Consider the following 24897-nt stretch of genomic DNA (forward strand, 5'->3'; position numbering starts at 1 on the left):
CGTTGAATTTTCGTTTCAGAATTCAGCAGCATCTTTTACAGAAATCCCTCTGAAAACCTGTGCTTTATCGTCTAAAACATAAGCATTGGAATAAAATTCTGTAAGGTAAATATACCATTTTTTAGTGTAAAACCCAACACACTTATTCCCTGGAGAAAACATTTCAGGCATAAAAGCAACTGATCCGACTGTTTTCATCAAAACCTCTTTTCATTAAATAAATAAACAATTCGCAATAAACACCTTAAATATTTATTTTTTTTCAAGAACACCTCCAAAATCATCCTTTTTTTCAACAAAAAGACAATTAATGGGATTTTCAGGTTATTCCTCAAAAGCATACACTTATTAAACCAATCCCAACGGTTATTAAGTTGTGATAAATACCTTACAACAAAAAGGCGAAATTTGATTTAAAATTCTGAAAAAGAGCAAGTTAATAACAAGGTCAAATCAATTGCTGATGAAAAAAACATTACACGCAACTTTATGCCATATCGTAATCACAACAGTACTTCTTCTGAAATTTCAGGCTTCGGAAGCACAGTGTGCAGACAGTTTTATCCGACCTGCCGACGGATTTCAGGTTCAGGGATGGTCACCAAGATGCCATAACGGAACCGATGGCGAAATTCATTTCACAGGCATTAGCAGTACGGCTGGTCCGGATGATTTTACAAATCAGAATTATGCCGTGCGGATATTATCCGGGCCGAATGGAGCAACAACTATTCCGATAACTCCAAACTCCGCTTCCTTTACCATTACAGGACTGGCTGCCGGGACTTATGTCTTAGATATTATAGACCAATGCGGTGGCAACAGTGCCGATAAAACGGTAACGCTGTCCAATCCGCCGCTTAACAGTAGTTTGACTCCTGCGACTCATATTTTTAAAGATATCACTGTCCATCCCGCTTTAGGAGAATGTGGCAATATGCTGAAATTTAGAATTACAATCACCTCAACTAATACAGCAGGAGATCTTATTTGTGTGTTTACCAACCATAACGGGAATACACTAACACACACTAAACCGATTGAAAGAACTTCACAGCCAGCCAACAAAGTTGTTTTTTTAGACTTAGAAATCCCATCATTATTTTTTGACGAACAAAATGTAACTTATACGATATCAAATTTGTGCGGAACATTACAAGGAGGCGCCATAACATTACCCACAACCAGCGATATCATTTACGGAATGCCGAGTATTGCAGATACTTCCGATTCCCAAAATCAGTGTCTTATCGGATACGACATCAAAGTCTTCAGAGATTTCATGACCAACCCTGTTACCGTTACGGTAGAGGAAGCAGCAAACCCTGGGACAACACCATTAGACTTTATGGGGAATCCCATTACTCCAAAAACGGTAAACCTGCTTCACCTGAACAGTGTTCCGATGGGTATGGCTACTATTGTTGGATTAGGTCTTAAATATAACACTCATTACAGCATCACTTTTACGGATGCCTGCGGAAAAACCGTAACCAAAAACATGGTACAGACAGTTACCCCTTTTAATCCGGCAATAACCTGCAATACAGACTCATCCGTAGCTGATACAGGAGGTTATTTTGACGATGCGTCCTTACTTAAATTTAACGGGGTTGCCATTTCCAGTAATGCCGTCGGCCCTTTAACAATAACCGTAAATTCAGGTCCTGCAACCTATACAACATCTTCGGGAACCGGAAACAGTGCTACTGCGGCGGCCATTCAGTATCCGTACTCCACGGTGTTTACTTCTCCTTTTTTAAACGATTATATTGCGAACGACTATCTGAAAACTTTCCCTCCAGGAACATACAATATAACCATCACAGATGCCTGCGGTAAAACCTACACTTTTAACCACACCGTCAGCTGCGTTAGAAATTTCAACCTAAGTCACTCTTTACAAACTTGTGGTAATGTTTCAGAAAACAGCATTGGTATCCAACTGAACATCCCAAAAGCGCTTTTAGGGACAAAAGCCACCATCTATAAAACTGACGGAAGCATCGCACTTACAGGTATTATAAATTCGGGAGCACCCTTTTACTATCTTGCATATTCCTCATTGGGAACGCTAACCTTTAACCTGCCCAACAACAACCAGTATTTTTTCAGATACGGTGGGGTAACCGAAACGGGCGAACTTGCTGAACCTGCCCAGTTTGGAGGTCCCGGTGCGTTACCAAGATTACAGGGCGGCTATCTATACGAATATGCTTTTGAAACCGCATTGACACCTTTCCGTTTTGAAGCCATTCAGGCTTGTGGCACTTCGGTGACCATGACGGCTACGGGAGGAACCGCCCCATATACCTTTACTGTGCTGGATGCTTCTGGAAACGTGCAATTGTTCCCGAATCAAAGTGCGGCTTCTTTTTCAGGTTTAACTACCGGAATCACCTATACTGCCAAAGCTATTGATGCCTGCGGACGGGAATTCACCCAACAGTTTGAAGTTTTTGCGCTTCCGGTGGCCAACATCGAAAGCATTACCCAACCTACCTGTCAAAACAATACCGGAAGTGTAACGGTTAACAATCTTCCCTCCGATTGGACAATTACGGTAAACCCCGGAGATTTATCCTATCAGGGTACTGCATCGTCCTTCAGCATTAACGATTTGCAACCCGGAGCGTATACGTTCACCATTCAGGATAACATCACTACCTGTACAGCAAATCAGAATCTGAACGCTGTTCTCAATGCCGTTCCTCTGTGTCCGATAGCTACCGATGACAGCAGTCCATACCAAACCGGAGTTGCCGTATCAGTAGATGTACTGCAAAACGACACGACAGGTGCCGTAGTTAACCCCGCTACCGTTAGCTTAGTTCCTCAGGCAAATTCTACAAATATTATAACAAACAATCACAACAGTATTATCAGTATGGTTGTGCCTTCGGAAGGAACCTGGTCGGTAGATCCGGTTACAGGACAGATTACTTTCGAGCCGTTTCCTGATTTTTCCGGTGTTCCTTCCGCTATTGCATACAATGTCCAAGACTACGACAACAACACCAGTAATATTGCAACGGTAAGCTTAGATTTATTACCAATAGCTGTAAACGATACCGCAGCTTATATACCGGGCAGTAGCATTACTTTGGATATTACGGCCAATGATACTCCTGGCGATCTTGTTAACCCTGCAACTGTTAGCCTTATACTTCCGGACAGTCCAATGCCGGAGAATCCGGAGAATACTACACAACTTCTTCAGATTACAATAACAGATGAAGGTACTTGGTCTATTAACAACACAACCGGAGCAGCCACTTTCACCCCTATTGCGGGATTTTCCGGCATTCCCACTGCACAACAATACCGGGTAAGGGATTATGAAGGAAACTTGTCTAACATGGCAACCATCCAACTGCAATTAAGCTGCAACTTTGAGGTGGTATGCCCTACTTTCCCTGATACTACAGTAGCCTGTTACAGCGAAATCCCGACAGGCACCCAACTTACCATAGCGGAGTTTGCAATGTTAGGAAATGCCGATGGAAGCATTGGAAATACCCCTTGTGGAGTTATCAAAATCACGGCTTCTAATTCTCCGTTTTTAGGATGTAATACCACAGTGGAAAGAACCTATACCATAACCGAATATCAGGACAACAACGGAAACGGTATAAAAGATGCAGACGAAAACACCATTCTGAACACTGTTGTATGCAGTCAGGTGTTTCATGTAAACGATACGGTTGCGCCTGTTTTCAACGGAACCTTGCCACAGGATCTAACACTCGAGTATTCAGACAGTATCCCTGCAGCCCTAACCTTAACCGCATCCGACAATTGCGGAAATCCTACCGTAACTTTTGATGAGGAAACTGTAGTGGGCACTTGTCCCGATAACACCAAAATCATCCGCACCTGGACAGCGGCAGACATTTGTGGGAATGAAACCGTTCACACGCAAACCATTACAATTATCGATACCACACCTCCTGTTTTTACCGGTGCTTTACCCACAGACCAAACTTTAGAATGCGGCGACATTCCAACCGCTCCAACCCTGACGGCCACAGATGGCTTCGGAGAGGTAAGCGTTACCTTCGAAGAGCAGGAAGTACAGGGCGATTGCAAAAGCAAATACAGCCTGGTAAGAACCTGGACAGCTACCGATTCCTGCGGCAACACGGCTACCCATACACAAACTCTGTACTTCAATTGCCAAATCAAAGTGTACAATGCGGTATCGCCTAACGGAGACGGAAAAAACGATATCTTTTATCTGGAAGGAATTGAATGTTATCCCAGAAATACGGTGGAAATCTTCAACCGTTGGGGGGCAAAAGTGTTTGAGACAACAGGATACGACAATACTTCAAAGGTCTTCAGAGGCAAGTCGGAAGGGAAAAATACGGTTTCCAAAAATGAAGCCTTACCAACCGGAACGTACTTCTACATCCTTCGTTACGACTTCAGCGCAAACGGAAATCAGAACGAACAAATTGAAAAAACAGGCTATTTATACGTAGTAAACCAGTAAACCATGAAAACAACTTTAAAAAAAATAACCCGTTGGGTATTCCTTTCGGTTACGCTGACATCTTCGCTTCCTGTTTTTTCGCAGCAAACGGCGCAATACACCAATTACATGTACAACACCGCCATTATTAATCCGGGCTATACCGGAACCCGGGAAGCGCTCAGTCTGTTCGGACTACACCGATCACAATGGGTTGGTTTTGAAGGAGCTCCCGTTACAAGTAGCTTTTCGGCACATTCACCTTTGGGAGATTCCAAAACAGGCTTGGGTTTTTCATTTGTTAACGAGCAAATCGGCCCTTCGGTTATAAATGATGTTGCGGTAGATTTTGCCTATAGAATTTCCACCGGCAACAGCACTTTATCGTTCGGGATCAGAGGAGGTGCCAGCATTCTTAATGTGGACTATAACAAACTGGACGTTTACGACCTTTCCGATTCTACCTTTCAAAACAATGTAGACAATCAGTTTTCACCGAATATCGGAGCCGGGTTATACTGGTATTCCAATCGGCATTACGTGGGAGTTTCGGTACCCGAATTTCTGGAAACCAAACACTACCTGAGCAATCAAACCTCTGTAACACAAGAGCACATGCACTATTATATTATGGGAGGTTATGTTTTTAACCTGAACGAGAATCTGAAATTGAAGCCCGCTCTTCTCGGAAAAATCGTTAGTGGTGCCCCTTTTCAGCTGGATGCCGCCGCAAACGTAATGTTGTATGACAAATTCACCATAGGCGGTTCTTACCGATGGAACGCTGCTTTAAGTGCTTTGGCCGGTTTTCAGATAACAGAAAAAATATTTGTTGGCTATGGCTATGATGCCGAAACTACCCGAATGTCAAATTACAATTCCGGGTCGCATGAAATTTTTCTGAGGTTTGAATTGTTCCCCAAAGAGACAAGAATGGACTCGCCCCGTTTTTTCTAACCCGGTTCGCTTGTCAAAGGTTCCGGTACAAAAATTTAAGAAAACCATAATTTAATTTTTAACAAAAACATAACAACCCAGACAAAAATCAGTTAACTTTTCATACATTTTATTACTAATTTTGTAAAGAGTGGCAGTAACTATCTCGTTATAAGGTGCCCCAGCAACTACTCCATTAAATACGATGCTGTTAGTAAACGAAAGAATGGTACAGGAAAAGGAAATATTGCGGTTAAAAATTCTGGATGAGTATAAAATTCTGGACACCTTGCCGGAACAAATGTACGACGACATTACCACTATGGCGGCATCTATCTGCAATGCACCAATAGCGCTAATCACTTTAGTAGACAAGCACCGGCAGTTTTTCAAATCGCATTATGGCATCGATATTAATCAAACCCCGATTGAAGATTCGGTTTGCAGTCATGCCATCCAGTCCGGCGCACCCTATTTCGAAATAACAGACCTTCGTAAAGACAGCCGGTTTAAAGACAACCGTTTGGTTACGGGCGAGCCAAAAATCGTATCTTACTTTGGGGTTCCGCTCGAATCGGACGAAAAGATTCCGTTCGGTACCTTAAGCATCATCACCACCGAAGTACTGCAACTCTCCGAATTACAACGAAAAGCCCTGATGAGTCTGGCCAAACAGGTGGTGTACCTGCTCGAATTGCGAAAAAAGAATTTCCTGTTGGATTCGTATCAGGAAAAACTGGAAAACCATTCGATAAACATGGAGGAATTCGCCTTCATAGCCGCGCACGATTTAAGATCGCCACTCAGAAGCATCAACTCGTTTCTGAAATTGCTGGAAAGCAAAAACAGCGACCTGTGGGACGAAAAAGACCGGCAGTATTTCGGATTCATTTTCGAAAACGTACAGCGCATGGACAAACTGGTCATCGATTTACTAGATTTAGCCAAATGCCACATGAATCATCCTGCCGATGAAAAGGTAAATCTCCATGAATTAATATCCGGAATTTTCGAAGCACAAACCAAAGCAAACACCGAACAGCAGGCGCAATTAACGCTCAACAAACTGCCTGAAATTACATCTTCCGGAATTGCTTTAACCATTGTTTTTCAAAACCTGATCGCAAATGCATTAAAATATCAGCCTAAAGGCAACACTGCTAAAATTGAAATAAGCGGCAGGGAAACCGAAAAACAGTGGATTATTACCGTAAAAGACAATGGCATAGGCATCGAACAAGACCATTTGCCCGCTATTTTCGAACCTTTCAAACGTCTGCACACCCAATCGGAATTTAGCGGGAGCGGTTTGGGGCTTACCGCCTGTAAAAAAATCATCGAGAACCTGAAAGGAACCATCAGCGTGACTTCCGAAAACAACAAAGGAACTGTTTTTACCATCGAACTGCCAAAACAACAAGCTTAAATTGATTGCCCAAACAAACAGGGATTTAATTTTTCAATAAAACAAAAAACCACAAAGCGGTCCGTCTTGCCCATAACGACAGTAAATCACGTTGTTACATCTCAAACAAAAAAGAAAACCGGAATCGCAATTCCTGCCATTTCCGAAAATCAAAACAAAAAACCTCTGATTTGTTATTAATACCAGCCGAAAACACTGCCGGTTCCGTTGATTTTTTCATTTTAAGTAACTAATTTTGCAAATATTATCGGACTTTTCTGCAAAAACTAAAAACCCGTATATTCCTATCTGAAATCATACGAATGACGTCAGAAGATCTTGGCAGTAAATCTGGCTGACAGCACTTTTAAAAGTGTTTCTTCCTAAGAAGTTCCAAAATATCCTTATCGGACGATATCGAAGAGCTTACTTTATAAAGCATACAAAAAACGCAGTAAAAAATAATCAGAACACAAGCCTGAAAAAACAAATACACGACAACCCAGTTTACAAATGAAGAACATATTAATCATAGACGATTCTGTTTTCGACCGTTTAATTGCCAGCGAAGTTATTAAAAGCAGCCTGTTCAACCCGAATGTGGTAGCTTTGGAATCTGCCGAAGAAGGACTTGCCTATATTTCCGAGAGAATCGATGTGCCTTCAGAATTACCCGACATCATTTTACTCGACATTATCATGCCAAAAGTAGATGGTTTTGAGTTCCTGAACCGCTATGAAAAACTAATTGATTCCGTAGCCGTTCCGACTAAAATACATATTTTGAGTTCTACTGTCGATCCGAACGATTTCAGCAAAGCCCTAAAATCAAAACACGTTCAGGATTGTATCGAAAAACCTCTTACAAGAGAATCTGTAGAAGCGCTGCTGCTTACTTCAGACAATTAGGCAAGCCTTTAAATCGTTTTTTCTTTTCGTTTAAAGAATCAGTCGCCCCAAATTCTCAAAACAAACCTCTGCATGCGCTGTAATACTACAGCGACAAATTTCTTTTTCGTAAATTTGGAATCGGTCCTTTGACGACCGTCGGGAAAAGTATGAGAACAGTAAAGGCCATAATACTTGAAAACGACACAGAAACGACGCAATTCCTGGATAAGTTCAGCGAAGACAATTCCCTGATTCTGAACGTTATCGGAAAAGCGGAGAATATCGAATCGGGTCTGGAACTGATAAAGGAACACAAACCCGAACTGATTTTCCTGAATGCGGCGGCTGAAAACCTCGTCAACATCAAACTGTTGTCCGATCTGGATTTTAACACCCCCAAACTCATTTTACTGTCGGACGACGTGCGGAAAGCCTATGAAGCCTTCAAATGCAACGCGGTGGATTTCCTTTTAAAACCCTTGGATTTCAATACAATGATCATTGCGATTTACAAAGTGATTAAAAACATTGAAATGGAAATCAGTTTTCAGAACCAGAAACTGCAACAGATTGCTTCCATTAACGAGCAGCATAAAAACAATGAATACATCGCGGTTTCCTCTGTGGATAAAATCGAATTGCTTAAAATAAAGGATATTATTTTCTGCAAGGCCGAAGGGAAATATACCGAATTCATTTTGGCCAACGGCTTAAAAATAGTGTCCAGCCGCAATTTAGGTGAATACGACGAACTGCTGAAGGACAATTATTTTTTCCGGATACACCATTCGTACATTATTAACATCAAACACATTACAAAAATATCCAAAAAAGAAGGGTTTTATTGCGAATTCAGCAACGGAACGGTGCTTCCTGTGGCCAAAAGAAGACAGGAAGAATTTGTAAAATTTATAAAATTCTGATTTGCAACCTAAATCCCAAAGTTTGCCCTATTTTTACACCAACAAAAACGGAACGGAATGACAACAAAGTTTAACAAAGTAATGGTTATTGACGACAATGAATTTGACTGTTACATTGCAGCGAAATTAATCAGCAACAGCCATCCGGAAACTACGGTACTCGAATTTAATTCCGCCGAATCAGCCCTGCAGTATCTGGTGGACAACCAAAAGAATCCGGACATGCTGCCCGAACTTATCTTTCTGGACATCTACATGCCGCTGATGGACGGTTTCGATTTCATCAAAATGTTCAGGCTCTTACCGCAGGATGCAACCAAACACTGCGAAATTTGCATCGTTTCCACTACGGTAGACGATTTCTATATTCACAAAGCCAAAATCGACGAAAGCATCCGCCTGTTTACCAGCAAACCCATCACAGTGGAATTTCTGGAAAGTCTTTCCGACAGGTAACACAACTTTTATCCGTTTTTTTTATTTTCTCCTACCGTTCAAATCGTTTAGCAGACCCTTTTTAACCCTAAAAAATTGTTCGGATTTTGTTTTGTCTCCATGCGTTGCAGAACAACAACAGAAATAGTACTTTTACGGCATTCAAAAAAGCACCTTTTTAGCATGTTTACAATTTTCAAATCCAAACCCGTTCTGAAAGACATGATACCGGTCGGTTATACCGATATCCATTCCCATATCCTGTTCGGAATCGACGATGGCGCAAAAAAGGTGGAAGACTCTAATTTACTGATGGAGTCCTTAATCAGTTTCGGTTTTTCCAAATGCATTACCACACCGCATACCATCGAACAAGTTTGGGACAATACTCCGGAAATTATAACGGCTAAAAGAGAAGAACTGCAGAAACTTTCGCCGGAACTTACCACGAAACTGCAACTTGAGGCTGCTTCAGAATACATGATTAACGAATCGTTTGTCAGACTTTTTCAGGAAGGACGCCTTTTAACCCTGAAAGACAAATATGTGCTGGTGGAAATCTCCTATCTGAGTCCGCCGCTTCATTTACAGGAAACGCTTTTTCAATTGCAAATCGCCGGCTATATTCCTGTATTGGCACATCCGGAACGTTACGCCTATTTTCATCACAATTTTGAGGAATACCAGAAACTTAAGAAAGCGGGGTGTCTGTTTCAGCTGAACTTACTTTCTGCTGTCGGGTATTATGGTCCGGATGTAGCCCAGGCTGCAGAAAAACTCCTCAAAAAAGGACTTATTGACTTTACAGGCTCGGATGTACACCACAAAAACCACATCGATGCATTTTCCGGAAAAGTCCGTATAAAAGAAACACAAGCGCTTGCTGAAGCCATGAAAAATAACGAATTTTTCAACTAAAAAAGAGGCTTATGCCTCTTTTTTAAATTTATCTTTTAACCGCTCTATCCAGCTTTTTTTAACCACTTCAACACCGTAGCCGTAGCCGTAACCATAGCCGTATGCGCCATAACCGTAACCATAACCCTTGTTTATAGCGGTATCGTTTATCAGAATCGCCATATTCGGCAATTTCTTCTCTAAATGTAACTGATACGGAACACGCAGTAACGATTTATCCAGATAGTTAGCCCGTACCACATATACAAAGGCATCGGCATGTTGGGCAATCAATAAGGTATCGGTTACCAGATGTACCGGAGAAGTGTCCACCACGATATAATCAAATTCCTGTTTTAATTGTTCAAAAAGTGCGTTCACCTTGTTGCTCATCAGTAATTCAGCCGGATTGGGAGGAATAACCCCGGAAGGCAACACGTAAAACGACTCATACTTCGGAATGCGGTGAATAAGCGAATGAATATCCAAATCTTTGGTAGACAGATAATTGGTTACACCTTCCTTCGGAAGATGCAAATAGTCTTCCAGTTTAGGATTACGGATATCCATACCAATCAGCAACACTTTTTTCCCGGAAAGCGCAATGGTTCCCGCCAGATTAACCGCAACGAAGGTTTTTCCTTCTTTAGGAACAGTAGAGGTTACAAAAACGGTTTTGGCTACATTATCCGGAACCTGATTGAGCATAAACTCGAGATTGGTTCTTACAATACGAACTGCCTCCGCCGCACTGGTTCTGCTGTTGGCTTCAATAATTTCTTCATTCGTAAGCGAAGTCGGAACGTCTCCTAAAATCGGAATGGTAAGCTTGCTTTCCACATCGGAACGGCCTTTAATTTTGGTATCCATCATCTGTAACAGATACAAAACGCCCAACGGCAATAAAAGTCCGATGGCCATGGCAGACATAAAAATCGACTGTCTTTTCGGTGTTACCGGCGATTTAGAAGACAAAGCCGAATCAATAACTTTTGCATTCGGTGCTGTTACTGCCAATGAAATAGCCGTTTCTTCCCTTTTCTGCAACAAATACAAATAGAGGGATTCTTTAATTTGCTGCTGACGTCCTAAAACACGCGCTTCCCGCTCTAAAGTAGGGATTTTGGAAATTTTTCCGTTAAACAGGGCATTCTGATATGCCAGATCTTTTTTCTTAATCTCCAACGCCGCTTTCAGTCGCGCCATGCTGGACTTGATGTTCTGCCGAAGCGATTCAATTTTTTTATCAATGGTAAGGATGACGGCATTTTTAGGCGTTCCGTTTTTCAGCAATCGGTTGCGCTCCAGAATCAGCTGATTGTACTGGTCAATTAACCCCGAAGCATTGGCATCGGAAGTAAGCACATTGGCCGGAATCAGTTCATAACGGTTGCTGTTGTTTACATAATCCGTCATGGTGGCAATCACTTTCAACTGGGTTTCGGTTTCGATTTCGCGCTTCTCAAATTCGCTGGCATTGTTCAAAAACAGATTGGCCTCGGAAGCAATATCGGTTACATGGTGTTTTATTTTAAAACCTTCCGTATTGCGTTCCACATTGTCTAATTCGTCGGCAATGATTTTCAATCGCTCGTTAATAAAACGTGACGTATTTTCAAAAATCAGGTTTTTATCGTTTACCACATCCTGATTGTATACGCGCACCAAAGCATCCAGGAAATCTTCCGCTTTCTCGCTTACCGGGTCAACAATGGAAAGTTCTACAACACTGGTTCGGTCGCCTACTTTTCTAACCCCGAGACGACCTTTAAAACTACCGGTTACAGCCTCTAAAGGACGGACAATTACCGAAATTGCAAAAGATTTTTCTTTTGTTTTCTCTTTGTCTCCGACTAACAGCACAACGGCATTCCCTTCTTTAAGTTTGATGGTTTGCCCGTACTGAAAGGTACCCAGTTTCACCTCATTCCTGTTGTAAAGAGAATACAAAGTTGCCGATTCTCCGACAATCTTGTATGCAATGGTCCGGTTTTCAAAGCCTTCGTTAAATCGGGAAACCAAAAACTGTATCGGTGATTTTTTATACAGGTCTTCCGATTTCACCCTTCCTTCATTAACATAGGACACATTCAGCCCTAAATCTTTAATAGTGCTTTTGATAAGGGTTCGGGATTTGATTACTTCAATCTCGTTGTCAATATTGTTTTTCACACTGGACAGTACGCCCAAATCAGAGAAGGCTGTCAGTTCGGAGTCTACACCGCCTTTTTTATCATCTTTCAGCATCAGGGTGGTACTGGCGCTGTATTGCGGAACCGTATAACGCAAATACACATAAGCCCCAGCCAAAAACAAAAAAACACTGATAATAAACCAATACCAGTTTCCGATATAGTAGGTTAGCTGCTCCCTGATATTCAGTGAGTGGTCAAAAGGGTTTTGCTGCACGTTATTTTCGGAATCCATCATAATTAACGCGTAATTAATAATATAACGCCTATCGCAAAAGACAATACGGAAAGACCAACGGTAATATTGGGTCCGATTATAGCCGAATTGCGACGCGCTCCGTTAGGTTCTACGTATACCACGTCATTTTGCTTCAGGTAATAATAATCGGAATTCAGAAAGTTGGCATCGGTAATATCTACTTTGGCAATCGACTTGGCACCTTCACTTTCACGGATGACCATGATATTTTTACGCTTCCCGAAAATTGAAAGGTCTCCGGAAAGACTCAAAGCCTCCAACAAAGTAATACGCTCACTGTTAACCCGATGCACACCCGGATTGTTTACTTCTCCGATTACCGAAATTTTAAAGTTTACGATACGCATGTGAATTGTTGGGTTCGTGATGTATTCCGAAAGAATGGTTTTTAATTTATCGACTGCTTCATTCCGGGTAAGTCCGGCCAATTTAATCTTCCCAAGTTGCGGAAACTCAATTTCACCGTTTTTATCGATAATGTAATTGTCTAATGATGTAGCCTGTGAAGCAACCGCTCCGTTTACATTACTTACGGAAACTGCTTTCAGATTATAAGGTGCTGCTACTTCGGGATTTTCCGCCGAAACCGTAATACTCAGAATATCATCGTTCTGAAGAACCGGCTCGTAATCTGTTTTCCCGCTTTCTGTTTTAGAAGCCCCATCGGAATTATACAAATACACCATGTCTTTTTTCGACACACAGGACACAAACATAAAGGCAAAAAATACTAAAAAATATATTTTAAACTTTGGAAAGAGCATATACAATTTTTTGCAAAGATAGAATTAATACGCAATTATCCGAATATCAGTTTTTTGCTTCGTCCAGCGTTTCGTATTCGGAGTTCATGCTCTTGTATTCCGGAACGATACTTTTCATTTTAGCCACGATTTGTTCCGAATACAGGGCGGTGGAAAGTTCCAGCAATTCCAAAATTTGTTTGTTTACATCTTCGTAATCATCCGTAGCCTCTTTGGCAATCATAATTTTTTCATGGTGAGTTGGCAGGGTTTTCGAGGAATCGTTCAGCAATTCTTCGTATAATTTTTCCCCCGGACGTAATCCCACAATCTCAATTTTAATGTCTTTATCCGGTCGCAATCCGGCCAGACGGATCATCTTTTTGGCCAAATCGATAATCTTAACCGGTTTCCCCATGTCGAAAATAAAAATCTCACCGCCCATTCCCATGGCGCCCGCTTCCAAAACCAGCTGACAGGCTTCGGGTATCGTCATAAAATAACGAATGATTTCCGGATGGGTAATCGTAATCGGGCCACCGTTGGCAATCTGCTGTGTAAACAAAGGCACCACAGAACCGTTAGAGCCTAATACGTTTCCGAAACGGGTGGTTATAAATTTGGTAGGATTGTTTTGTTTTTCGGTTAAGGAGAAAAACAGCGATTGCACGTATTTCTCGGCGATTCGCTTGCTGGCCCCCATTACATTACTTGGGTTTACTGCCTTATCGGTGGAAACCATCACAAAACTTTCCACACCATAAGCCACAGATAAATCGGCCAGGTTTTTAGTTCCTGAAACATTGGTAAAAACGGCCTGCGACGGGTTTTCTTCCATCAGCGGCACGTGTTTGTAGGCGGCGGCATGGTACACCACATCCGGTCTGCTTTTGGCAAAAATGGATTTCATCATGGCAAAATTCCGGATATCCGCAATCGTACTTTCAATCGTCACGCCGAAATTCTGCTTCCCTAATTCAAGGCTTAAGTGATGCAGCGGGGTTTCGGCCTGATCCACCAAAATGATGCGACTTGGTCCGAAGGCACAAACCTGCCAGACAATTTCACTTCCGATAGAACCGGCCGCACCGGTAATCATAATGGTTTTTCCTTTTATCTGATCGGAAATCGCTTTGTTATCAAGCTGAATCGGATTGCGTTCCAGCAAATCCTGAATCTGGAAATTCTTGATTTTTTTGGAAATATCTTCCTGATTTTCCCAATCGGTTAAATCGGGAACAGACAATACTTTAAAGTTGTACTCCAAACAGTCGTCTACCAGCGCTAATTTTTCGTCTTTTGAAAGCGAACGGTCGGCTATAATCAAGGCCTGTGCACCCTGAGACCGCAACAAAACCGGAACCCTTTTTTCATGATGCAGAATAGGCAGATCCAGAATCCGCTTCGATGAGTTTTTATTCTCACGGTCTACAAATCCGATTACCTTGTAGCGGGCCGGCGTTTCAAAACGAAGTGCATTGGCTACTGAAATCGCATTGGCGTCCGCTCCGTAAATAAGTGCTTTGGTGATTCCTTTATGCTTACTGGCAATCATATAATGCTCGAATACCTGCTTTACCACAATCCGATAAAGCAGTAACAGCATAAAAGAAAGCACGATACTGATAAAAAGCCTTGTGTTTAAAAACAGTTTTCCGCCTTGAAATACTTCAAAAAAAGTATTGACCAGCAATAAAAAAAGAAAAGCTGACGACTGCGCCATAAAAAGCTTTACGGCATCTATGAAGCTGGAATGTCGGATAATTCCCGAATACGTGCGGAAAACCCAAAAGAAAAATACGGTTACCCCGAGATACAGAGTTAACACTGCAGACATATTCCGGTTGAGTTCGAAATTAAGTCCGATCCCTTTTAAGAGAAGATGGCCCAGAAATCCGGAGACAAGCACCATGAAAATATCGAGCATCAGTATGATCCAACGCGGAAGGTAACTCAGATTTTTAATGGAAAAATTTAAGCTGCTGCCACTCAGAACCAGATTGAAGGCCGATTTTAAGGTAAATCCCGAATTCTTTTTCACCACCATACTCCTTTTCTCTGGAATTAATTAAAAAAAGCTTTCAATGTTACAAAAATCCTTTCAATTTCCTGTCCGGTTAAATTAGAACCCGAAGGCAGACAAAGTCCGTCTTCAAAAAGCTGCTCTGAAACTCCTGAACCGTAAAACGGACAGTTTGCAAAAACCGGCTGCAGATGCATCGGCTTCCACAACGGGCGGCTTTCTATATTTTCCTGCTCTAAGGCCAGACGCAACTCTTCTCTTGTTTTCCCTGTTATGGCCGGATTAATGGTGATGGCCGTTAACCAATGGTTGGAGAAAAAGTCCTCATTCGGTTCCTGCAATACCGTAACACCGGCAATTTCAGAAAAAAAAGCCGCATAAAGGTCGTGCATTTTTCTTCGCAAGGCAACATGTGCATCCAAAACTTCCATTTGCCCTCGGCCAATCCCGGCACAAATATTACTCATGCGGTAATTGTAGCCTATCTCGGAATGCTGGTAATGAGGCGCCTGATCACGGGATTGTGTGGCATAAAACACAATTTTATCTTTCGTTTCCCTGTTTTTGGAAACAAGCGCTCCGCCTCCCGATGTGGTGATAATTTTATTTCCGTTGAAAGAAAGTACGCTGAAATCTCCGAAAGTTCCGCAGGCTTTTCCTTTATAGCGGCTTCCCAATGCTTCCGCACTGTCTTCCAGCACCGGAATATCGTATTTTTGGGCTACTTCCAAAATTTCAGTTACCCGATAAGGCATTCCGTACAAATGAACCGGTATAATCGCTTTGGGTTTCTTTCCTTTTGAAATTCTGTCCTGAATGGCCGCTTCCAGAGCTTTCGGACACATGTTCCAGGTAGTTGGTTCGCTGTCTACAAAAACGGGCTGTGCGCCCTGATACACTATCGGATTGGCCGAAGCGGAAAAAGTCATGCTCTGGCAAAGTACCTCATCACCGGCTTTTACCCCTAACAACAGCAACCCTAAATGAAGGGCGGCTGTCCCGGAACTCAACGCAGCTACCTGCGAATTTTGCTGTAAATACGCTTCTAAATCCGCTTCAAAACCGGATACGTTTGGCCCTAGCGGAGCCACCCAGTTGGTGTCAAATGCCTCCTTGATGTACCGCTGTTCATTTCCTCCCATATGAGGTGAAGACAGCCAAATTTTTTCCTTGTTCATTTTCAATAAGTTAGATGCAGCTTTGGGGAACTGGTGAGCAAATTTACAGAATCTTTTGAAAGTTAATACGCAATCATAGTAATTTTTGAAAAATGGTGGCCATCACGATTTTCAGATCACCGAAAAAACTGCGGTGGTAGTAATAATCCAGGTTCATTTTTACCTTATCCGGAAAGATGACGGTATCGTTATATTCCAAAGGATTTTCCTGCTGTGTCAAAAGGTATTCTTCATCGAAATATTTTAGCGATGCCGCACTGGTTAAACCCGGTTTTAACTTCAGAATATTGCGTTCTTCTCCTTCTAACAGATCATAATATCCAACAATATCCGGTCTTGGTCCCACAACACTCATATCGCCAATTAGCACATTCAAAAACTGAGGCAGCTCGTCGATTTTGGTTTTTCGGAAAAAAGCCCCGATTGGTGTTACTTTTCCGTCTTTCATCGTTCTTAATTTGATAATCGTAAACAACTTACCCTGTTGTCCCACGCGCTTTTGCAGAAAAAACCCGTTGGCTTTGGTATCCAGCGTGGCCAGCAGCCAGCACAAAAGAATCAGCCAGCCGATACACAAGAGGGCAAAACCTGAAAAAAAAAGATCAAAAAGACGTTTTAAAAGCATTTATTCTGCGTTTGTGTATTTAATGATTCGCCCGGGATTTCCCACCACCACGGCATAATCCGGCACATCTTTGAGCACCACGGTTCCGGCTCCAATGGTTGCCCACTTCCCGATTTTCACACCCGGCAAAACAACAGCTCCAAGCCCTACATGCGAACCTTCACCGATTTCAATATTCCCGGCCAACGCTGCATTGGGAGAAATGTGCACATAATCTGCCACGGTACAATCGTGCTCCACCACTGCTCCGGAATTGATGATGCAATGCTTCCCGATGGTGGTATCGGCATTAATTACGGCATTCGGCATCACAACCGTCCCGGAACCCAAAACCGCACTTTCACAAACAGCAGCGCTTGGATGTACCACAGAAAAATAATGTGCGTTTAACCGTTCGGCTACTTTTTTTCGGTTAGCGTTATTTCCGATTCCGATAATTAGCGACTGATTTTCAACAGCGTTCATTGCAGAAGCATGCACAACAGGCAATCCGAAAACCGCATCCGACGGAGGATTATCATCAATAAAACCTTTGAGCTCTGCCACTTTAAGAACTTTTAAAATGGAAGCGATTACTTTTCCCTGACCGCTGGCGCCAAAAATATACATATGCATTAATTTCCTTTAAAGGGTTCTGCCGTTGCCACCGCTTCCCCCGATATTCCTTCTCTTTTAATAACTTTCTGAATGGTTTTCCACACGATGACGGCATCCAATTTTAAGGAAATATTTTCGGTGTACCAAACATCGTAATCAAATTTCTGCTGCCAGCTGATGGCGTTTCGTCCGTTTACCTGTGCCCAGCCTGTTATCCCCGGCCGTACCGCATGCCGCTTTCGCTGATGTTCGTTGTATAGCGGAAGGTATTGCACCAGCAACGGACGCGGCCCAATCAGGCTCATATCGCCTTTTACGACATTGAATAACTGGGGCAATTCGTCCAGCGAAGTTTTACGCACAAAACGTCCGATGGACGTTAACCGCTCGGCATCGGAAAGCAGATGGCCGTTTTGGTCTTTTTTATCGTTCATCGTTTTAAACTTCACAATCGTAAATATTTTTCCGTGTTGCCCAGGGCGCTGTTGTACGAAAAAAGGTTTCCCGCTATTGGCAAAAAACAATCCGATTATCGCAAACAGCAGGATTGGCGAAAGCAGCAGCAAAAGCAAAAGTGCCACATTAAAATCCAGGATTCTTTTAAAAAAATTACGATACATGTTCCAGTTTTTGGTATTCGGCCAACAGGGCTTCCCAGATAACTTTTTGTTCAAATCTCGAGGTAATTGCTTCCCGGGCGTGTTGTTGCAGCCTCAAGTACAAATCCTTTTCAGACAAAATCCTCTGCATGGCAAGATACAACGCTTCCGAAGATTTAACAGGTACAATCAGGCCGTTTTTTTCATGAGTGATGATTTCGTTACAGCCGTTGATATCGGTTACGATACCGGGCAGTTCCATCGCGCCGGCCTGCATGACCACGTTGGGAAATCCTTCGCGGTAACTCGGAAAAACCAGACAGTGGCTGATGGCGAGAAACAACCGCACATCCTGCTGATAACCCACGGAAATGCAATTTTTATTCTCATTAATCCGCTTCACGGTGGTTTCGGAAAGCGGATCTAAATCGTCTTCATAAGGTCCGACCAAAAGTAATTTTACCTTCTTGCTTTCAGCGGAAATCTTGTCAAAAGCGGCAATTAACTCGTTAATTCCTTTATCGCCGACAATCCGGCCTACGAATACGAATACGAAATCCTCTTGGGTAATGCTTAATTGGCTTTTTAGTTGCTCGGCATCGGATTGAGACAGACTCTTTCTGCTGAAATATTCGGTATCAATGCCGTTGGAACTTCCTTCACCAATCACTTTTAATTTCGATTCGGAACAGAATTTTTCCTGAAGGATAATCTGTCGCAATCCTTTAGAGTTTGGATAGACTTTGGTGGCACAGGAATAGGTAAGCTTTTCGACAGCCGTTAATATGGTTCGCTTAATTCCGGCAGTTTCCAGCAAAGGCAATCCGGCCACGGTATGCAACCGATTGGGGACTCCTGCTAATTTTGCAGCCAGCATCCCTACAATTCCGGCTTTTGGCGTGTGGGAATGCACCATAAAAGGTTTCTCCTTTTTCAGAAAACGATACAACTGCCACACGGCTTTCAGGTCCTGTAAAGGTGTTATTTTTCGGGTAAGACCGACTTCGAAAGTGCGAACGCCTTCTTTGGCTCCAAATTTCCGCAAACGTGCTCCTTCCGAAGAAACCGCAATCACCTCATAATGCCCGTTCATAAAACGCAGCTGATTTTCCAGAAGTTTTTCCAGAGAAAGCGGTACGGTGGTAATACGGACAATTTTTTTCATGTATTTTTTTCAGTTTGGGGCGGAACAAAAGTCAAAATCCACAACAAAACCAACCCTGTAAAAGGCTGGAGCATGATTTTGGTTCGTGCAAAAATACCAAACCCGGCATAACGCTGCACTATAATTACCGCTGAAATTACGGCAAAAAGCAGTATAATTTTCATAACCGGTGTAAAATGAAGTTGTTGCCATTTTCGGGCCAGCAAAAATAACGCGGTCAGGTGCAAAAGCAGCCACACGATATTCTCTAAGGCCAATCCCCAACCCAAAAAAGTGGTAAATTCTCCGGGAAAAGGACGGAACCAAAACGTGAATAATCTATACGGATAGGAATAGTCTAGCATCGGCACATAACTTCCGGAATCTCTAAAAGACAACAGCGAATATTCGTTAAAATAGCGGATGCGTTCCCAATCGGGATAGCGGATTTCCGAAAGCTGAAGCACCATATAACCCGCCACGGCAGCGACAATCAGAAACACTAACCCTGAAAGCAGTTTTTGCATGGGTTTCAATTGTTTTCCGAAAAAAAACACGAACATTACCGCGGTCAGCAAAAACAAGGCAATGTGTGGCCGAATAGCCATCAGCAGCAGAAAAGCCACAATGAGCTTGATGGAAAAATATTTTTTCTGACAGATTTCAAGCAATACAGCCGTTATCAGTAAAAAGCAAACGGGTTCCTTTCCTAATGTTGCGGTCCAGAAATGAAGATTCGGAAGCAATAACAACAAAAAAAGAAAATCTATTCCAAACACTGTCGTACATCCGTTCATAAGGGCTTTTCCCAATCGGTAAAACTGTAAAATACCCAAAAAACCAATCAGACTGTAAAGTAAAAAACCAAAAACAATATCCAGGTGCAATATGTTGGCAAAGAAATAATTAAACAGTAAGATTACATCCGAACCGTAATGAAATAAATCGCAAAGCAGACGGTTTCGGGACGCCTCGGTCTGAAACCAGTAGAAAGCAGCATCGCCGCCGTTTTCCACAAAATAGTCCCAGCTGAAATACGTAAAAATCAAATGATAGCCCAACAAAAAGAGCAGGAAACGATTGCTTTTTATTTTATCGGCAGGTATCAAAATTTAATGCGCTTATGGTTTCGCTGCTGATAGGAAAAACTCCAAAGGATAAAAATAAGCAAGCCCGGCAGGAACATGTTCCGCATCCGAATCATGATACCGAGATTTCCTAACGATTGCGAAAACGCCAAGGTTCCGATAATCAGAAAAATAACCAGTCCTTTTATCACAAACGGAGCGGCTTTAAACATCTGTACCGGTTTGTTTTTAAAAATATTTACCGTGATTACCAACAGCATCAGGTTTTCAAAAGAGGCAATGGCGGCCGGAATTCCGTTGATATCAAAGAATAACGGGCGGAACAAAAAAGTAAACACTTTCAGCGGGAAAGGGTATGAGGAGATATCGATACGCGAACCCGAACTGGCACGGCTTAACAAATCGGCTTTTTTCTCAGAGAATTGTTCGAAGCTGTCGATAGTGGTTTCTTCAATTTTGGCAAATTCCATTACAGAAGGCAGAATGGCAATTCCGATACCAATCAAAATCACCGATAACATCACCCTTTTGGCACCGGAAACCTTAGAACTGAAAACATAGGAAAGTCCGAAAGCCACCAGTAAAAAAAGTGTAATATGCGGTCGAATGTAGTACGAAAGTGCCAACGCAAACAATAACAAAAATATCCGCTTTGCAGGTAAGAGCAAACCATAAGCAAACATTCCGATACACAAAAACAACAGCGTGTCTTTCCCTACTCCGCAACTCCAGAAATGCAGGTTCGGCATGAAGAAAACCAAGGGAAACAACTGATAATTACCGTATTTCGGATTTGAAGGAACCGTTTGGTAAGCAATCACGTAGAAATAACTAAGTCCTATAAATCCTAAAAGTGTGTAAAGCATTGTTCCGGAAAGATAAGACAATCCGAGCAGTTTGGCCGGAAAGTAGTTCACCGCAAACAAAAAGTACGTTCCTTTCTGCTCGTTGATAAACTTATAGAAATCTTCGGAAGTCATTTCCTGGGCAATCCGCCAGTAACCAATCGCGTCACCCTGAACAAAAAAGCAGTAATACAACCCGAAAACGATATGAAAAAACCACAAGTTCTTCAGGTGTTTACGTTGTGAAGCGGGCAGTGTGTCTTTAAAAACCGAGGTAAAGCCAACTCCGCAGGCAACAATCAGTAATACTACAATTAAGTCCAAATACGTTCTCTTTTTCTACTGTATACGATAAGCTTTTTCGCAGCTTTGATGGCCATTTTTTCAAAAACCAACGAGTAGAGATAACCTGCCACACAGCAAATTACCACTGCTAAAACTATCGCAAATGTAAGACTAATTTCAGTAGAAATTTTAGGGAATGTACGAATTATAATCATCTGAATCGGATTGTGAATCAGGTAAATGGAATACGTGGCATTCCCTAATAACATAAAAAGCTCGGTTTTCTTAATCCGGAACGTAAATTTCGTAACCGAAAGATAAAGCATGAAGAAAACAAAAATCCCGAAAATCAGATTTTCCGCAAAAAAGACCGTATCGGCTTTTACACCCATGAGATAAAGGTAAAAACTTAAAGACAGGATTGTTAACAGCAAAGGCACGGAGAATCCTAATTTTACTTTTCGGATAAACAGTTGCGCTAAAATATACCCTAGTACAAATTCGATGTTATACGCCGAAAAAAAGACTTTTAAGACAGGATTTCCGTCATTTAACAGGTATTGCAGCGAAGTGTAATTGCAAACCACAATCGCCACTACCCAAAAAACAATAAAATAATTCCAGACATTTCTGGAAACAAAAGTGATGCTAAACAACAAATAAAACATCATTTCAAAAATCAGTGTCCAGGCTACGGAAAGCGCAGGGCTTCCGTTGGGAATAAGCGTAAGGGAAGTAAACCAGCTGATATCGCGCTCCGCATTGGAAAAATCCGGAAAAAGCGAATACAGGAACAACATGGCAATGCCGATGGGAAGGTACGGAATGTAAATCCTTAAAATTCTTCCGGTTATGTATTTTTTAAACGCATTCGGCTTATGATAACTGAAAGAGGCCGAATAGGCAATGATAAATCCGGAAAGTACGAAGAAAAAATCGACTCCGAATTTCCCGATATCACCTAAAAAAGTTAAAATTGGGTTTTCGACATGATGGTAATATCGCAACGATCCGACGGAATGATGAAAAATTACCATAAGGGCTGCTAAACCCCTGTAGACCTGTAGGATGTCTAGGTAGTTGTGTTTTCGTAATTTGGGCATGCTATTCTTTGGGGCTTGGGTTAAATCGTCCTTAAGACTGTAATTAATTTCCGAACATACCTTTGCAAGGTATACTCATTTTCAACTACTTGCCTGCCGGACGTCCCAAAATTACGACTTTTTGTTTTTTCTTGTGTTAAAATTTGAAAAACTTCGCACCATTCTTCCGGATTTTTAGGCAAAAAACCCGTTTTACCGACTGCGACCACGTCTTTGTTCATCCCGACCGGTGAAGCCACAACCGGCAATCCGCAGGCCATATACTGAATGATTTTATAGGCGCATTTTCCTTTTTCCCAAGGCGAATCTTCCAAAGGCATAATCCCGATGTCGAAATTTTGAATGGATATGACTTCCGTTTCTTCGCTCCAGTCTATAAATGTAATCGGAAAAGAAGGCTTTTCATCCGATTTAGCACCCACGATTTGCAATTCGAAATCGTGTTGCCGGATTAGCTTCTCAAAGACCGGAAAAAGCTGCTTTACATATTTAAAAGTAGAAGGCGACCCGATCCATCCAATTACCGTTTTTGCTCCGGAAGGTTTCGGTTTTACGGTATAGCGGTTAATATCGATTACAGTCGGAATGATGATTACCTTTTTTGCGCCCGCTTTTTGGGCTCTTTCTGCCAGATATGCATTCCCGGCAATAACCGCTCCTGACAAACGCATAACCGTATCAATCTTATGCTTCAGAAAAAAACGCAACACCTTATTCGGATGCAAATCGTAATTGTGAAAAATGGCATCGTCATAATCTACCACATATTTTTTCCCGAACAGCCACAGCAGTCTTTCCGCAAAAGGCGGCAAGTACGGAAAAAGCTCCTTTTCAATTACAATTGCACCATATCGGAAAACTGTAAAAAGAATGAAAAACCTTCGCAAATATCCTTTCACTGCCTCTAAAACGGTAGTCTGTCCGTTGTAAAGGTGGTCCAGATAAGCGTCGCTGAAGAGTGGCGCGGCGGTTATTGCAAAACCATCCTGCTCCAGTAACGGGAAGTACTGAAAACTGCGAAGCCTGCTGCTCGCTCCTTTCCGTGTGTATTTTGTGAGATAAAGAACTCTCATAATTTTTGAAATGCCTTCCGGTAACTTTCCGCACTTTTCTTAAGGGAGAAATATTTTTCCCCGGCTTCCCGAAGCAATAACGGATCGTATTTTAAGTTGGCTACAAAAGTAACGGCTTTTTCAATTGCCTGCGCATCGTTGTGTTCAAAAAGAAACGTTCCCGGAACATTTTCGAGCAAGGTTTCCGTGTCGCCAATACCGGCCGAAGCAATCGTAGGAAGCCCCATTAACAGATACTCCCCTAATTTAATGGGTGCCACACCCTGCATACTGAACGTTGGTTTGCGAATCGCAAAAGCCACATCCGCGGCCGACAGAAATTTAGGCACTTCTGCAAACGGAACACTTTTAACTATGATACTGTTTTGCAGCTCCTCAGGGATTTTGTCTTTCACGAATTCCGGATTACCGGATACAATCAGGAATCGGGCGGTTGATTTTATTGTATGATAGGACTTAAAAATGGTCAGCATTTCTTCCCAGCCGTATTGTGGCCCAAGCGAACCGCAGTACACGAACACAAAATCATCTTCCGGAATGCCGAGCATTTTGCGGACTGCTGTTTTTTGGGAAGCATACGGTTGGAAAAATTCAGGGTTTCTTCCGTTAAAAACTACGGTGAATTTATCGTGAAACTGGTTTCCGATGGTTTTCAGATGAATTGCTATGGCTTTTTGCGAACGGGTCAGTACACCATCTGCCTTTATCAGAAGTCTGGTTTCTTCTTTTTTCAGCCATTGGTATTGCTTACTGGCTTTGGAAAGTCCGGAAAAATCGACTCGCTCTTCGAGTGGCAAACCGTCGGCATCGAAAATGATTTTAGTATTTTTAAGGCGCAGCCGATTGACCATAACCGCCGGCATCGTACTTCGCGGCATGACCACATCAATCTTATGTTGATCGATGTATTGCTGAAGAAAGGATTTTCCCTGAAACAAAGTGAAAAGGCTTCCTAAAAGCGCAATTGGTTTTCTTTGAATCTTATATGCAGCATAATGAATTCCGAATGAATCCGCAATTTTCCGGATGCTGTCAGTTTTACTTTGATCGGCCCAGGTAAACTGAATCACATGAAAATCAATTGCATCTGTTTTCTTTATTGCGTTGAAAATAGGCAAAAACAAGCCTTCCATGTAACTGGTTTGCGGTCCGTCCCAAGTAATGAATAGTATTTTCTGCATA

21 protein-coding genes are annotated in these 24897 nt (G+C 42.2%); 7 read left to right on the forward strand and 14 right to left on the reverse strand.

Features of this window, described 5'->3' with window-relative positions:
• Positions 1 to 15: 15 nt before the first annotated feature.
• Complete coding sequence (locus G498_RS0111745; RefSeq protein ID WP_026981322.1) at positions 16 to 198, reverse strand: hypothetical protein; 183 nt, start codon at positions 196 to 198, stop codon at positions 16 to 18.
• A gap of 265 nt (positions 199 to 463) precedes the next feature.
• Here G498_RS0111745 and G498_RS0111750 point away from each other — a divergent pair, with 265 nt between their 5' ends.
• The 7 genes from G498_RS0111750 to G498_RS0111785 all read left to right on the forward strand — a co-directional run bounded on the left by G498_RS0111750 (position 464) and on the right by G498_RS0111785 (position 9982).
• A complete protein-coding gene (locus tag G498_RS0111750) occupies positions 464 to 4495 on the forward strand; it encodes a T9SS type B sorting domain-containing protein (protein WP_026981323.1) in 4032 nt (1343 codons plus the stop codon).
• 3 nt (positions 4496 to 4498) lie between these two features.
• Positions 4499 to 5431: a PorP/SprF family type IX secretion system membrane protein gene (locus G498_RS0111755; protein WP_026981324.1), complete on the forward strand. Its 933-nt coding sequence runs from the start codon at positions 4499 to 4501 to the stop codon at positions 5429 to 5431.
• Between the two features lie 184 nt (positions 5432 to 5615).
• Entirely contained in the window at positions 5616 to 6836 is a 1221-nt protein-coding gene (locus G498_RS0111760; RefSeq protein ID WP_026981325.1) for a sensor histidine kinase, read from the forward strand.
• A 492-nt stretch (positions 6837 to 7328) separates the two neighbouring features.
• Positions 7329 to 7724 (forward strand): response regulator, encoded by a 396-nt coding sequence (locus tag G498_RS0111770; RefSeq protein ID WP_026981326.1) that lies wholly within the window; start codon positions 7329 to 7331, stop codon positions 7722 to 7724.
• Positions 7725 to 7873: 149 nt separating this feature from the next.
• A complete protein-coding gene (locus G498_RS0111775; RefSeq protein ID WP_026981327.1) occupies positions 7874 to 8629 on the forward strand; it encodes a LytR/AlgR family response regulator transcription factor in 756 nt (251 codons plus the stop codon).
• A gap of 57 nt (positions 8630 to 8686) precedes the next feature.
• Complete coding sequence (locus G498_RS0111780) at positions 8687 to 9085, forward strand: response regulator (RefSeq protein ID WP_026981328.1); 399 nt, start codon at positions 8687 to 8689, stop codon at positions 9083 to 9085.
• A 162-nt stretch (positions 9086 to 9247) separates the two neighbouring features.
• The gene (locus tag G498_RS0111785) at positions 9248 to 9982 is read left to right on the forward strand and encodes a tyrosine-protein phosphatase (RefSeq protein ID WP_026981329.1); all 735 of its coding nucleotides are present in this window, start codon (positions 9248 to 9250) and stop codon (positions 9980 to 9982) included.
• 9 nt (positions 9983 to 9991) lie between these two features.
• On the opposite strand, the gene G498_RS0111790 is transcribed toward G498_RS0111785, so the two are convergent.
• The 13 genes from G498_RS0111790 to G498_RS0111850 form a co-directional block, all read right to left on the reverse strand.
• Positions 9992 to 12391, reverse strand: a complete 2400-nt coding sequence (locus G498_RS0111790; RefSeq protein ID WP_026981330.1) for a GumC family protein — start codon at positions 12389 to 12391, stop codon at positions 9992 to 9994.
• 2 nt (positions 12392 to 12393) lie between these two features.
• Positions 12394 to 13128, reverse strand: a complete 735-nt coding sequence (locus G498_RS0111795; RefSeq protein ID WP_240470461.1) for a polysaccharide biosynthesis/export family protein — start codon at positions 13126 to 13128, stop codon at positions 12394 to 12396.
• 94 nt (positions 13129 to 13222) lie between these two features.
• Complete coding sequence (locus tag G498_RS0111800) at positions 13223 to 15196, reverse strand: polysaccharide biosynthesis protein (protein WP_394330618.1); 1974 nt, start codon at positions 15194 to 15196, stop codon at positions 13223 to 13225.
• A gap of 23 nt (positions 15197 to 15219) precedes the next feature.
• Positions 15220 to 16356, reverse strand: coding sequence for a DegT/DnrJ/EryC1/StrS family aminotransferase (locus tag G498_RS0111805; RefSeq protein WP_026981333.1), 1137 nt, complete (start codon positions 16354 to 16356; stop codon positions 15220 to 15222).
• 73 nt (positions 16357 to 16429) lie between these two features.
• Positions 16430 to 16981, reverse strand: a complete 552-nt coding sequence (locus G498_RS0111810) for a sugar transferase (RefSeq protein WP_026981334.1) — start codon at positions 16979 to 16981, stop codon at positions 16430 to 16432.
• On the reverse strand, positions 16982 to 17596 hold the full coding sequence (locus G498_RS0111815) for an acetyltransferase (protein ID WP_316928685.1): 615 nt from the start codon (positions 17594 to 17596) through the stop codon (positions 16982 to 16984).
• Positions 17596 to 18198: a sugar transferase gene (locus G498_RS0111820; RefSeq protein WP_026981336.1), complete on the reverse strand. Its 603-nt coding sequence runs from the start codon at positions 18196 to 18198 to the stop codon at positions 17596 to 17598. The genes G498_RS0111815 and G498_RS0111820 overlap by 1 nt, the downstream gene beginning before the upstream one ends.
• Positions 18188 to 19342 (reverse strand): glycosyltransferase family 4 protein, encoded by a 1155-nt coding sequence (locus G498_RS0111825; protein WP_026981337.1) that lies wholly within the window; start codon positions 19340 to 19342, stop codon positions 18188 to 18190. Before G498_RS0111825 ends, G498_RS0111820 begins: the two co-directional genes overlap by 11 nt.
• Positions 19339 to 20430, reverse strand: coding sequence for a hypothetical protein (locus G498_RS0111830; protein ID WP_026981338.1), 1092 nt, complete (start codon positions 20428 to 20430; stop codon positions 19339 to 19341). Before G498_RS0111830 ends, G498_RS0111825 begins: the two co-directional genes overlap by 4 nt.
• The gene (locus G498_RS0111835) at positions 20427 to 21578 is read right to left on the reverse strand and encodes a hypothetical protein (protein WP_026981339.1); all 1152 of its coding nucleotides are present in this window, start codon (positions 21576 to 21578) and stop codon (positions 20427 to 20429) included. The genes G498_RS0111830 and G498_RS0111835 overlap by 4 nt, the downstream gene beginning before the upstream one ends.
• Positions 21569 to 22642 (reverse strand): acyltransferase family protein, encoded by a 1074-nt coding sequence (locus G498_RS15545; protein ID WP_081694235.1) that lies wholly within the window; start codon positions 22640 to 22642, stop codon positions 21569 to 21571. Before G498_RS15545 ends, G498_RS0111835 begins: the two co-directional genes overlap by 10 nt.
• A 20-nt stretch (positions 22643 to 22662) precedes the next feature.
• The gene (locus G498_RS0111845; protein ID WP_026981340.1) at positions 22663 to 23715 is read right to left on the reverse strand and encodes a glycosyltransferase family 4 protein; all 1053 of its coding nucleotides are present in this window, start codon (positions 23713 to 23715) and stop codon (positions 22663 to 22665) included.
• Entirely contained in the window at positions 23712 to 24896 is a 1185-nt protein-coding gene (locus G498_RS0111850; protein WP_026981341.1) for a glycosyltransferase, read from the reverse strand. Before G498_RS0111850 ends, G498_RS0111845 begins: the two co-directional genes overlap by 4 nt.
• Position 24897: the final 1 nt, after the last annotated feature.

Source organism: Flavobacterium suncheonense GH29-5 = DSM 17707, assembly GCF_000430025.1.
GTDB classification, from domain to species: domain Bacteria; phylum Bacteroidota; class Bacteroidia; order Flavobacteriales; family Flavobacteriaceae; genus Flavobacterium; species Flavobacterium suncheonense.